The organism is bacterium (assembly GCA_035419245.1).
In the GTDB taxonomy this organism is placed as follows: Bacteria; Zhuqueibacterota; Zhuqueibacteria; order Residuimicrobiales; family Residuimicrobiaceae; genus JAKPUX01.
Genome location: DAOLSP010000001.1, coordinates 179,116 through 190,763, shown reverse-complemented (window position 1 = coordinate 190,763; position 11,648 = coordinate 179,116). Strand labels below are relative to the sequence as shown.

Here is an 11,648-nt window from a genome sequence, read left to right as displayed (position 1 = left end):
TCTGAGCTTGCTCATCGACAAGGGGGCGGATATTCATGCCGTCAACCACGAAGGGCTCACTCCTTATGACCGCCGGGAGCGTCGAGATCGCCGAATGGCTGCTTCGCGACGGCGCGCAGTTGAACGCCAGCGATCATGCCGGCAAAACACCGCTCATCGGTTCTGGCGGGGTCGAGATGACTCAGCTCCTGCTGCGCTATGGTGCCGACGTCCGCTTTCGCTGCCAGGATGGTCATACCGCGCTGATCGCTGCGGCCGAACACCGTGATCCCTTCAGCGCCGAGCTCCTGTTGAAGAAAGGAATCGAAGTGAATGCCCAGACGGTCTCCGGTGAGACGGCACTCCAGATCGCCATCCGCAACGGGGATGCCGCCTTGAGAGCGCTGCTGCGCACGGCCGGGGCCCGATGAGTTCGGCCGGGCCCCTTGTGCCCACCCGACATACTCTTTTATTAAAATGCAAAAGGGCGGCCACTGCTGAAAGTGGGCCGCCCTGTTTTTTAAGAATGCCGGCCGAACTCATCCGGTTTGGCCCGTGAGCGTCGGGTCCGGCTGACTCAATTTTTGGAGATGCTGGCAATCACCAGGGCCCCGCCGGCAATCGCCATATCTTTCAGCAGGCCGATCATCGACATCTGCATGGTCTCGGGATTGAACATTCCGGGGATATGTAACGTCAGGATGAAGACGCCCAGCAAGGCGGCAAGCAAGGTGGAGGCCAGCCTGGCGTATTTTTGCGCGATGATAGCCGCGGCGGCCGCGATCATCGCCAGACCGGTAAAATAGATCCAGAAAACACCGCCAGGAACGAATGAGGGAATCATACCGGCCATGGCCGAAGCATGAGTGAGATGATTGATGCCGAATACCACAAAGGGTAGGGCAAAAACAATGCGGCCGACAGTGGTCAGGGTTTTCATTGGGATGGTTCCTTTCTTAATTTGCTTTTTTTCGATCAATTAAACAGATCCGCGCACCTGGTCAAGAATCCGGCTGGCTTCTTCCGCCTCCGTTTCGCTGAGAGTGGTCAAGTTGGCAAACCATGCTTCCAGCACCCGGTCAATGGCCGCAAGCAGCGCCATTCCCGCCTCCGTAATGGTTACTTCACAGCTGCGCCGGTCTTTCAAGCTGGTTGCGCGTTGCAGCAATCCCTTCAGACGCAGGCGTTCGACCAGCCGGGAGACATCCGGCTGACGATCGAGCATCCGTTCCTGCAGCAGTCCGATGGAGGTGGCGCGCGGCGCCTGGCCACGCAGTATCCGCAGGATGTTGAACTGCTGCAGGGTGATATCAAAGGGCCTGAGCAGAACGGTATGCTGTTCGCGCAGCCAGTTGGCAGTGAAGAAGGTATTGATGATCAGCTTGTGCCGTGCGCTGGCGAATTTATCCTGGTGTATTTCTTCCTCGATGCGCATGGTATCCTTTTATTTAAAAGTTATAACATATAATGTCATAACATTATTCCAGATGGTGCTGCCTTTTTAGCCAAGTCGGAAAGATTGAAGGATGCGGATGGCGCCAGGCTGGCGGCATGAGAGGGATTCCAGCCGGTGACGGCGATGAACCGGCTGGAGGCAGGGAGGCTCGGATCGGGCGCGACGGAGGGCCGGGCGCAAGCTCAGGATTGATGCGGCAGGGCTGGGGCGAGAGCCGCAGCGGTATCCCGGCTTTTTTTCAGGGCCACCAGGGCGCCGGTGAGTGTTTTGACAACAATTTCGCCAAAAATAATCTGGACGAGCATCAGCGGCTTGAAAACACCGAGAAAGGCGACGAGGTTAAAGATAGTGCTGTCGAGGGGAATGCTGACAGCGTTGGAGCCGATGACCCGTTGCAGCCAGGGCCGGCTCAGCAGCTTTTGATAGATTTCGGTATCGGCGGTCTCTGAGAGGATGATGGCCATGAAGGAGGCGGCGATGATGCGCCAGGGCACACCCAGCAAGGTGCTTTCGATGACCATGCCGACGGCGGCCACGGCGATCATCAAATAGACCTTGCCGCGGCCGTGGCGATGCACCCGGTCCCGTTGGGTGAAGGTGATGCCAAAGATGAGGGTGCCCACCGAAACCATGCCGAAGACCGGAAAGGGGATGAACAGGGTGGCGGTATAGTTGGCCAGCCAGACCGCCAGGCAATAGATGATGGCGTTGATCAAGGGAAAGCTCCTCTCACTCGCCTGTCAGACCGCGCTTTTTCAGCAGCGGCTCGATTCCGGGTTCACGGCCGCGAAATTTTTGATAGAGGATCATCGGCTCTTCGCTGCCTCCCGCCGCAAGGATGTATTTGCGGAAGGCTGCAGCGGTCTTTTGGTCAAAGAGTGTAGTCTCCTTGAAGGCCTGAAAGGCATCCGCATCGAGTACCTCGGCCCAGATGTAGGCATAATAGCCCGAGGAGTAACCGCCGGAGAAGATATGGCGGAAATAGGGGCTGCGGTAGCGCGAGGCGATTTCCGGCAAAAGGCCGATGCGCGCCATGGACTGCTGTTCGAAGAGGATGGCGTCGTGCTCGATCGGTTCGCGTGGGGTGTGCCAGTCCATGTCCAGGAAGGAAGCCGCGAGGTACTCGACGGTCGCAAAGCCCTGATTGAAGCGGCCCGAGCGTTCGATCTTGCCGATGAGATCCTCCGGGATGGGTGCGCCGGTCTGGTAGTGGCGGGCATAGCTTTTTAGCACCTCGGGTTCGAAGGCCCAGTTTTCCATGATTTGCGACGGCAGCTCGACAAAATCGCGCGCCACCGAGGTGCCGGCGACCCGGGGATAGGTGCAGTCGGAGAGCAGGCCGTGCAGGGCGTGGCCGAATTCGTGGAACATGGTCTCGACCTCGTCCATGCTTAGCAGGGCGGGGGTGTCGGCGGTCGGTTTGGAAAAGTTACCGACATTACAGATCACCGGCCGCTGTATCCCGCCCAGCTTCTGCTGCAAACGGTATTCGCTCATCCAGGCGCCGCCGCGTTTGCTGGCGCGCGGGAAATAGTCGACCATGAGGATGCCCACCGCGCGGCCATCGGCCTCCTTGACCTCGAAGGCGCGGACATCGGGGTGATAGACCGGGACATCCTTGCGCTCGCTGAAGGTGATGCCGTAGAGCTTTTGTGCCACACTGAAAACGCCGCTGCGGACATTCTCGAGCTTGAAGTAGGGGCGCAAAGCCTCCTCGTCAAGGTCATAGCGGTTTTTTTTCACCTTTTCGGCGTAATACCACCAGTCCCAGGGCTGGAGCTGAAAACCGCCCTCTTCCTGGTCGATGATCGCCTGCATATCGGCCGCTTCCTGGCGGGCGCGTTTCTGGGCCGGCCGCCAGAGCTGTTCGAGCAGGGCGTAGACATTTTCCGGTTTTTTCGCCATATTCTCTTCGAGGATATAATCGGCATGGCTGGGGTAGCCGAGGAGGTTGGCCCGGCGCACGCGTAGCGCGGCGATCTTGCTCAGAATGGCCTTGTTGTCGGCACTGTTGTTATTGTCTCCGCGGTGGATGTAGGCGGTGTAGATCTGCCGGCGCAGTTCGCGGTTTTCGGTGTACTGGAGAAAAGGAAAGATGCTGGGCGCCTGCAGGGTGAAGACCCACTGGCCGGTCTGACCGCGTTCGGCGGCAGCTTCGGCACCGGCGGCGATCACGGCTGGAGGCAGACCCGCGAGATCCCGGGGATCGGCGATGGTCAGGGCATAGTCATTGGTCTCTTTGAGGACGTTGTCGCCGAACTGGAGCTCGAGCAGGGCCAACTCCTGATTGATCGCGCGCAATTCCGCTTTCCTGGTTTCCTCGAGGTTGGCGCCACCGCGGACAAAGTCCCGGTAGTAGAGGGTGAGCACCATGGTCTGCTCGGGGGTCAAGCCGAGGCGTTCGCGCGTGTCATAGAGCGCCTTGATGCGTTTGAAAAGCGGCGTATTGAGACGGATATCGTCCGCATGAGCGGAGCGCAGCGGCGCCGCCTCTTTGGCGATCTGCTGCAGCGGTTCGCTAGTAAGGGCGGAGGTCATATTGTCAAAGACGCCGGTCACCCGGGTTAACAGCTGACCGCTGAGCTCAAGGGCGTCGATGGTGTTGGCGAAGGTCGGAGGCTCGGGATTCTCCGCAATCGCTGCGATCTCAAGTTTGTGCTGACGGATGCCCTCCTGGATCGCCGGGAGGTAATGCTCGTTTTTTATCTTGCTGAAAGGCGGCACACCGAAGGGAGTCTTGAATTCTTTCAGCAGGGGATTTTCTGCGGCCGTGGCGATGGTGAGGGAGAAGGCCAGTACCAGCAGGGCGATCATCGATTCTTTCATGAGGCTCCTCGTTGGGCTATGGAAAGTGAACGGGATAAAATAGAGAAAAATCCGCAAATATTCAAGGAGTAATCCACCTCTGCGCCGCGGGTTTCGGGCCGACCTACCCTACTCTCTCGCCTCCCCCGCTGCGCAATGCGCTCCCGCGCCACCAGTCTCGCGCTCCCAACCCTCAATCCCACCCTGCTGATTTCTGTCTCGGACGCGCCAAATCGCTTGCCTTTCGCAGCGAATACTCTTACATTGCATTGAACCAGCCAACTAGGAGTTTCCATGAAACCTGCTCGATTTCTGCTGGACCTGCTTCTTGCAGCGCCCGCACTGACCCAGACGCCCGCTTACAAAAACCTGCAGTTGAGCATTGAAATGCGCGTTCAGGATCTGCGCGGTGTTCAGCGCATCCGCCTCGCTGCGGGCGAGTGAAGTTCGGCCGACTATCCACGGAACTGATGGTTAGACTGGAATGAAAGGCCCTGGTCATGCGTTTTGTTTCCCTGATGCTGTTACTTCTGCTGCCGGCTGCGCCGGGCCTATCCAGGTGCCCCGGCGACGACACACGGCCGCTGACCGCGCGTGAACATGAATTCTTTATCCGCGTGCTCTCCACCATCGCCAAAGCCCTGCCGCCGGGGCCGATGACGTGGCTGAAAGAAGAGGAGACGCCGCTGATTCCTCCGGAGCGTATCGCGGCCAATGCTGGCTGGCATCCCCTGCAGGTACATTACGGGATCACGTGGGCCAATGCCCAGCGTAAAAAACTGGCCGAGATGGACGAGAAACGCACCCTGCGCAGTCTCGGCAAGTCCGAGGAGGAGCGGGCCAGGGCGGAAGCGCAGAAAAAACTCGACCAGCTGCTCAATGAGAAGGAGGAGGCCGACAAGGGCCATGATCTCACCGCGGCCCAGGTGCTCGATCGGGAGATCACGAATTTGATGGTCGAGATCCACCGCATCAAGGATTTTGAGCAAGACCCGCAGCAGCGCGAGGAGCCACAGGATCTCCGCGACACCCGGCTGCAAATTAACGTGGATGTCAATGTATTCTCGATGCCCCTCGCCCGGCCCGTCCGTCCGGACTCTCTGGCCACACTGACGGCGCCCGTGCTTCGCGAGCTCGAGGGATTTGACAGTGATGGACGGTGGCGGGAAGGTGCCATACTCGTCTTTCTCGGACAGGGATGGAGGAGGGTGGAAGGAATGCCCGCGGGCATGCAGATGTTGGAGCCGGTGGGATTGCCCTCCGCCGACGCCTATGCGCTGGTGGTGCGCGTCCAGGGTGAAATCGGCCGGGTTCGCAGCTGCCTCCATGCGATCGACTGGCTGGCGTTGCAGAGATTAATTTTCATGTAGGAGAAATGTGCAGCGGTAAAAAGCGGGGGAACCGTCCAAACAAGGGCGCCCAAGCTCCAAATTTATTACTTTATGCGCCAAAATTAACGATTTATAGGAATATTGTATTGACTTTTACGGAACAGTGTAGTATTATTAAATAGCAGCTTGTTTTCTGTTCTGCCCTACAAATTTTCCCGGACCAGCATGGCAGCATGGCGGACGCGCGGCGTGCGCAAGGCACCCGGATCCGGATTGTGGATGCCTTAGGGGGATGTTGAGGAAATCAGGAGATGGGACAACAACAACTTTTACTCCTCGTCATCGCCTTCGCCGTCGTCGGGATCGCCATTGTGGCCGGGTTCAATATGTTTCATAACGCCGCGGATGCCGCCCAGGTTGACTCGGTCAGCCAGGAGTGCACCGGCATGGCGGTCAAGGCACAGGCCTACTACCTGACGCCGGCCTACCGTGGCGGCGGCGGCAATACCTTCTCGCGATTGACCCTGCAGCGCATTGCGCCAGCGTCACCGGTTTTTCCTGCCGGTGAAACCGAAGATGGTACCTACGAGATCGAGGTGCAGCCGCAAACCGTCACGATCACCGGAACGCCGAAACGTTCCAGTGCGGCTTCGCGGGTGGTGACGGCCGTCGTCACACCGTCACTTATCACCCTGACGGTCGCGGATTAGACCGTGAGCGACGCAGCTTGACCTCCCGGACGGCTTCAGAATACTTCATGAATAGGCATCCATGGAAAACGTGCATCTCATCCATCATCCGGTGCTGGCGCATTCCCTGACGCTGCTCAGGGACCGACGTACCGGGACTGAAGAGTTCCGCCGTCATGCCGCCATCGTGGCCCAGATTGTGCTGCTCGAGGCCACTCGAACCCTTCCGGTAAAGAAGAAGACAGTGCGGACCCCGCTGGCTTCGATCCAGGGCGGCCAGCTCACGGAGGATCTCGTTCTCGTGCCAGTACTGCGCGCCGGACTCTCCCTGCTGAATGCTGCCCTTGATATTCTGCCTGGAACCCCGGTGGGCTTTATCGGCCTCGAACGCGATGAACGGACAGCGCTGGCCCGAACCTATTATCAGAAATTCCCTTTAGAACTGAAACACAAACACGTCATCGTGCTCGATCCCATGCTGGCCACCGGAGGCTCTCTGATCGATACGGTCGCCCGGCTGTATGACCGCGGCGTGCAGGATATCTGCGCCGCCTGCGTGGTGGCCGCTCCGGAGGGGATTGCCGCGCTGCATAAAAGCTATACCGAGGTCCTCATCTATACCGCGGCCATCGACAGTCATCTGGATGAGACGAAGTATATCGTGCCGGGGCTCGGCGATTTTGGCGACCGCTATTTTGGCACCTGATCCCTGGGAGCATTTTATAATCAAAAAGCCCGGTCAATATGATTGATCCGGGCTTTTGGCTTTATTTACTCTTCTCGACTGTTGAAATCCCGAAAAGGGCATAAAGCGGGCACCAGCGAAAAATCCCGGTGAGGAGCGGAATCCAGCCGATGTTGGCCCAGACATAATAGGGATTGTGGAAGAAGTAGTAATTGACGTAGTTACTGCCGGCAATCAAAACACCCGCGACGATGCGGATCCAGCGATCGGTTTTTCCAACGTTGCATTTCATGGCATCAGTCCTTTCTCGAATTCGGTTATCAAATTCTGGTATTCTTCGTTACTTACCACCTTGAAACACCCCCTGACGGCGGGATATTTCCTGGGGACGGCAATGTCAAAAGGGTCCGGCCGCGGAATTTATCATACCGGCTCAAAAAATACTTTGAAAATACTGCCAATTGATTATCTTTAAACGTATCACCCCGGGGTGTTGCAGCTGAATGCACTGCCTGACCTGGGTGTTGGTCACCTCGGGAGCTCTTTTCGCCAATCTGCCCTGCATAGGAGGGGGTTATGCGCAAGATCGGCCTCGCCTGTATCCTGGTGTTATCCCTCCTGATAGCTCCATCCTTCGCCCTCGATCCGAACAAATTGATCACCCAGTACGACCTCCGCGTCTATACGGCCAAAGACGGTCTGCCGATGAATTCCGTCAAGAAGGTCTTTCAGGATTCGCGCGGCTATATCTGGGTCGGCACCCAGGAGGGGCTGGTGCGCTTCGATGGCGCTGAATTCAGGCTCTACGACAAGAGCCGCTACCCCGGCCTGCGCTCTAATTTCATCTGGGACATCGCCGAGGACCGTGCGGGCAACCTCTGGCTCGCCACCCAGGGGGGCGGGATCAGTCGCTTCGACGGGACGCAGTTTACGAGCTACGATACCGCCGACGGTCTTGCCAACAATGTCGTCAATCAAATTATAATGGCCGAGGATGGCTCCCTGCTCATCGCAACGGAAAACGGCTTGTCGCGCTTCAAGGAGGGGCGCCTCTCCAGCTACCGTTTCCCCAACGGCGCCAACACCAATGACATCCGCGCCCTGCTGCAGGATCCGGAGGGCAACCTTTTCGTGGGGCGCTCCAATCACTGGCTGTCGATCTTTGCCGCGGCGGATTTCAAAGGAACGCTCGCGGGGGAGGGACTCGCTATGGGCGGATTTGGCGCCGCCCGCCCCCCACTCCTGCGTCCCGACAGCTGCAACTTTTGGTACAATACTGCGCTCTGCAGACTGCGTTCTGGGGAGATCCTCACCGGCACTCTTTCAGGCCTTCTCCTGCGCTTGACCCGAAAGCCCCCGTATCAGGTTGAACAGGTGTGGGCTCCGGATCCGGAGTATTCCCTTGTTCCCATTCGCTCGATCATCGAAGACCGTCATGGCGCGCTCTGGTTCTGCCCGGAAGGAAGGGGCATTGTCCGCTATTATCGCGGCCAGACGGCCCGGCTGTATAAGGGCAAAGGCTTGCCCTTCGAAAACGATTCCTTCAACTTGATTATGGAAGATCGCGAGGGTTCGATCTGGATCGGCGGCGATTGCCTCCTCCGCCTCTGTGACAAAGCCTTCACCCCCTGGGGTGCGCCGGAGGGACTGCCGCCGGACTATGGCCACTCGGTTTGCGCCGATCGGTCGGGCCTGGTATGCGCTGGACTCAAATGGGGCGGCGTCAGCCTGATCCGCGATGCCACGATCCGCACCTGTACGGCGGTTTCGGCATTCCCGGCCGACGGGATCACCACCGTCTATCCCGCCGCGCAAGGCGGTTTCTGGATCGGCTTTGGCAGCCATAGTGTCAGCTGGTTATCGCCGGCAGGAGAGATCAAACACTGGGATCTCCTGAAAAGCAACGGGCAGGCCTGTATAAGATCTTTCCTGGAAGATCAGGACGGCCACCTCTGGGCAGGCGGGAGCGGCTGCCTCAACCGATTTGATGGCACTCGATGGAAACCCTACTGGTTTAACGGTTTCCAGCCGGCCCGTTCGGATGTGACCGCCATGCTCGAGATGGCGCCGGATGATCTCTGGTTCGGAACCTGGGGCGCCGGACTGCATCGCCTCACCCGGGAGCGGTTCAACCAGGAGGCGATCCTGCCCGCGTTGCGCCAGGAAGGCATTACCTTACTGTTTCGGGATCAGGGAGGGATCGTCTGGATCGGCACCGACAACCAGGGTCTGTATCGGTATGCGGCGGGCAGGTACGACCGCTATACGGCGCGCGACGGATTGTTCGATGAACGCATCTTTGCGATGCTCGAGGATGACAGCCTCAATTACTGGTTCAGCTGCAACAAGGGGGTCTTCAAGGCAGCGAAACAGTCCTTCGCCGCATTCACGGCCGGCAAGATAAGCCGTATCCCCTGCACTGTCTATAATCAGCTAGACGGTATACGTGTAGCTGAGTGCAACGGCCGCCGCCAGCCCTCGGGGTGGAAGGACCCCTCCGGCCGCCTCTGGTTCACCTCGGTCGCCGGTTTTGTCTCCGTCGATCCCAACCATCTGCCCCACAATCCGGTGCCGCCACCGGTCTATATCGAAACCATCGGTTCGCCGGACAGCTCACATAGCTGCCTTTCTACTCCCCTCCGACTTGCTGCGCGCGAGCGCGATCTGCGTATCCGCTATTCGGGGTTGAGTTACAAAACGCCCGAGCGCGTGCGCTTCCGCGTCAAGCTCGAGGGTTATGACCCCGACTGGCGCGATGTTGGTACCCGCCGTGAGGCGGATTACACCAATCTACCCAAAGGCAACTTTACCTTTCGCGTTACCGCCTGCAACAACGACGGCGTCTGGAATGAGAAGGGCGCCGCCCAGGCTTTCATCATCCCGCCTTTCTGGTACGAGACCTGGTGGGCGTACAGCAGCTATTTCCTGCTCGGCTTTGCCCTGGTCGGCTGGACCTCCCGGAGATGGTATCGACGGCAATATCTCCAGCAGCAGCTGGCGCTCCAAACCGAGCATACCGCAAAACTGGAGGAACTCAACCGGGCCAAATCGCGTTTTTTCGCCGGCATCTCGCATGAGTTTCGCACCCCCCTGACCCTGATCGCGGCGCCCCTTGAAGAGCTTGCAGAGCAAAAGGGCAACGGCAAAACAGCGCTCTTTGCCATGATGTTGCGCAACACCCGGCGGCTGGAACGGCTGGTCGATCAACTGCTCGATCTGGCACAAGTACAGTCGGGCAAGATGAAGCTGCAGGCCCAGCCGGTGGAAGTGCTGCCCTTTCTGCGCACCCTGGTGGCGTCTTTTGAATCCCTCGCCCGGCGGCGCCGCATCAACCTGACCCTGGAATCGCCTCCTGCCGCTTCGCCACCGACATCGCCACTGGTGGTGTGGCTCGATCCGGACAAGATGGAAACGGTGCTCAGTACACTGCTCGATAACGCCTTGAAATACACACCGCGGGGGGGATCGGTTCAAGTGGCGATGCGGGCACCGGTCACGGCTGCAAACCGGGAAGGAGTTCAGATCACGATCAGTGACAACGGGCCGGGCATTCCTGCGGATATAGTGCCGTACCTCTTTGATTATTTTTACCGCTACCGGGATGAGAACCGCCTTTCGGTTCCTGGTGCAGGCATCGGCCTGGCGGTCGGGCGCGAGCTGGTGCAGGCGCACCATGGAGAGGTGGCCGTCCGCAGCACGCCTGGACAGGGCACCACTTTTACGATTCTTCTTCCCATGGGGAAGGATCACCTGCGGCCGGAGGAGATCGCCGGGGAGACCGTCCTCAGCGAGTTTGAATGGAAGCCGCGGCCGCCGCAAGTCACCGGCATCGATGCGATCTCGGCGCCTGCAGAAGGAGAGCAGGGAGGGGAAAATGACCACCGCAAACGGATTCTGATCATCGAGGACAATCCGGACATGCGCGCGCTGCTGCGCCACCAGCTGACGCCGGCCTACCGGCTGCTCGAAGCCCGGGACGGGAAAGAAGGATTGAATCTGGCCCAGATCGAGCAGCCGGATCTGATCCTCAGCGATGTCATGATGCCGGAGATGGACGGTTACGAGCTGGCACAAAGACTGCGGGCCGATCTCCGTACCAGTCACATTCCGCTGCTGCTCCTGACCGCCCGCGGCGGCGGAGAGGAGAGAATGAAGGGATTGAATCAGGGCGCCTCCGATTATCTGACCAAGCCCTTCGACCGCCGCGAGCTTTTACTGCGGATCGGCAACCTGATCCGGCTGCAAGAGCAGCTCAAGCAGCGGGTGCGTCAGGACCTGGCCAACCTGGGCGGTTCGCAGCAAGGTCACCCGGTTACCCCGGCCGATGCCCAATTCCTCAATCATGTCATTGCGGTGATCCGGGACAACTATGCCGATGCCGAATTTGCCGCTGCTGCACTGGCGCGGCTGCTGGGCGTAAGCCGCGCCCACCTGAACCGCAAACTGGTGGCGCTCTCCGGCATGAAGACCAATCAATTCATCCGCACCCTGCGGCTGCAGCGCGCCGCAGAATTGCTGGGCCGGCGGGCGGGCTCGGTCAGCGAGATCGCCTTCGCAGTGGGATTCAACCACCTCAGCTATTTCGCCGCCTGTTTCAAGGAGCAGTATGGCTCTTCGCCGTCCGAGTATAGCGAGAAAGCGCCATCGCCCCAGATCTAAACTCACTCTATCACTTCTTTGTTATAGATTGTCACTCCTGTGTT

At 59.0% G+C, this 11,648-nt stretch carries 11 protein-coding genes; 6 read left to right on the top strand and 5 right to left on the bottom strand.

Annotated elements, in window-relative coordinates; all coding sequences use genetic code 11:
• Positions 1-35 precede the first annotated feature (35 nt).
• On the top strand, positions 36-410 hold the full coding sequence (locus PLH32_00770; GenBank protein ID HQJ63120.1) for an ankyrin repeat domain-containing protein: 375 nt from the start codon (positions 36-38) through the stop codon (positions 408-410).
• A 146-nt stretch (positions 411-556) separates the two neighbouring features.
• Here the strand turns inward: PLH32_00770 and PLH32_00765 are convergent, their stop codons facing one another.
• The 4 genes from PLH32_00765 to PLH32_00750 all read right to left on the bottom strand — a co-directional run bounded on the left by PLH32_00765 (position 557) and on the right by PLH32_00750 (position 4,261).
• Positions 557-919, bottom strand: a complete 363-nt coding sequence (locus tag PLH32_00765) for a DoxX family protein (GenBank protein ID HQJ63119.1) — start codon at positions 917-919, stop codon at positions 557-559.
• 39 nt (positions 920-958) lie between these two features.
• Positions 959-1,414 (bottom strand): MarR family transcriptional regulator, encoded by a 456-nt coding sequence (locus tag PLH32_00760; protein ID HQJ63118.1) that lies wholly within the window; start codon positions 1,412-1,414, stop codon positions 959-961.
• Positions 1,415-1,617: 203 nt separating this feature from the next.
• Positions 1,618-2,151 carry a VUT family protein gene (locus tag PLH32_00755; GenBank protein ID HQJ63117.1) on the bottom strand — a complete coding sequence of 178 codons (534 nt, stop codon included), beginning with the start codon at positions 2,149-2,151 and terminating at the stop codon, positions 1,618-1,620.
• A 13-nt stretch (positions 2,152-2,164) separates the two neighbouring features.
• A complete protein-coding gene (locus tag PLH32_00750; GenBank protein ID HQJ63116.1) occupies positions 2,165-4,261 on the bottom strand; it encodes a M3 family metallopeptidase in 2,097 nt (698 codons plus the stop codon).
• 273 nt (positions 4,262-4,534) lie between these two features.
• Here PLH32_00750 and PLH32_00745 point away from each other — a divergent pair, with 273 nt between their 5' ends.
• The 4 genes from PLH32_00745 to upp all read left to right on the top strand — a co-directional run bounded on the left by PLH32_00745 (position 4,535) and on the right by upp (position 6,966).
• Positions 4,535-4,684 (top strand): hypothetical protein, encoded by a 150-nt coding sequence (locus PLH32_00745; GenBank protein ID HQJ63115.1) that lies wholly within the window; start codon positions 4,535-4,537, stop codon positions 4,682-4,684.
• A gap of 56 nt (positions 4,685-4,740) precedes the next feature.
• The gene (locus PLH32_00740) at positions 4,741-5,610 is read left to right on the top strand and encodes a hypothetical protein (GenBank protein HQJ63114.1); all 870 of its coding nucleotides are present in this window, start codon (positions 4,741-4,743) and stop codon (positions 5,608-5,610) included.
• Positions 5,611-5,882: 272 nt separating this feature from the next.
• On the top strand, positions 5,883-6,281 hold the full coding sequence (locus PLH32_00735; protein ID HQJ63113.1) for a hypothetical protein: 399 nt from the start codon (positions 5,883-5,885) through the stop codon (positions 6,279-6,281).
• A gap of 61 nt (positions 6,282-6,342) precedes the next feature.
• Entirely contained in the window at positions 6,343-6,966 is a 624-nt protein-coding gene (gene upp, locus PLH32_00730) for a uracil phosphoribosyltransferase (protein ID HQJ63112.1), read from the top strand.
• Between the two features lie 61 nt (positions 6,967-7,027).
• Here upp and PLH32_00725 read toward each other — a convergent pair whose 3' ends face one another.
• The gene (locus tag PLH32_00725; protein ID HQJ63111.1) at positions 7,028-7,237 is read right to left on the bottom strand and encodes a DUF2892 domain-containing protein; all 210 of its coding nucleotides are present in this window, start codon (positions 7,235-7,237) and stop codon (positions 7,028-7,030) included.
• 284 nt (positions 7,238-7,521) lie between these two features.
• Here PLH32_00725 and PLH32_00720 point away from each other — a divergent pair, with 284 nt between their 5' ends.
• Positions 7,522-11,604, top strand: coding sequence for a two-component regulator propeller domain-containing protein (locus PLH32_00720; GenBank protein ID HQJ63110.1), 4,083 nt, complete (start codon positions 7,522-7,524; stop codon positions 11,602-11,604).
• Positions 11,605-11,648 lie beyond the last annotated feature (44 nt).

Coding starts and splice junctions, on each gene's coding strand:
- PLH32_00770 (HQJ63120.1), top strand. CDS start 36: ATGCCGTCAACCACGAAGGGCTCACTCCTTATGACCGCCGGGAGCGTC.
- PLH32_00765 (HQJ63119.1), bottom strand. CDS start 919: ATGAAAACCCTGACCACTGTCGGCCGCATTGTTTTTGCCCTACCCTTT.
- PLH32_00760 (HQJ63118.1), bottom strand. CDS start 1,414: ATGCGCATCGAGGAAGAAATACACCAGGATAAATTCGCCAGCGCACGG.
- PLH32_00750 (HQJ63116.1), bottom strand. CDS start 4,261: ATGAAAGAATCGATGATCGCCCTGCTGGTACTGGCCTTCTCCCTCACC.
- PLH32_00745 (HQJ63115.1), top strand. CDS start 4,535: ATGAAACCTGCTCGATTTCTGCTGGACCTGCTTCTTGCAGCGCCCGCA.
- PLH32_00740 (HQJ63114.1), top strand. CDS start 4,741: ATGCGTTTTGTTTCCCTGATGCTGTTACTTCTGCTGCCGGCTGCGCCG.
- PLH32_00735 (HQJ63113.1), top strand. CDS start 5,883: ATGGGACAACAACAACTTTTACTCCTCGTCATCGCCTTCGCCGTCGTC.
- upp (HQJ63112.1), top strand. CDS start 6,343: ATGGAAAACGTGCATCTCATCCATCATCCGGTGCTGGCGCATTCCCTG.
- PLH32_00725 (HQJ63111.1), bottom strand. CDS start 7,237: ATGAAATGCAACGTTGGAAAAACCGATCGCTGGATCCGCATCGTCGCG.
- PLH32_00720 (HQJ63110.1), top strand. CDS start 7,522: ATGCGCAAGATCGGCCTCGCCTGTATCCTGGTGTTATCCCTCCTGATA.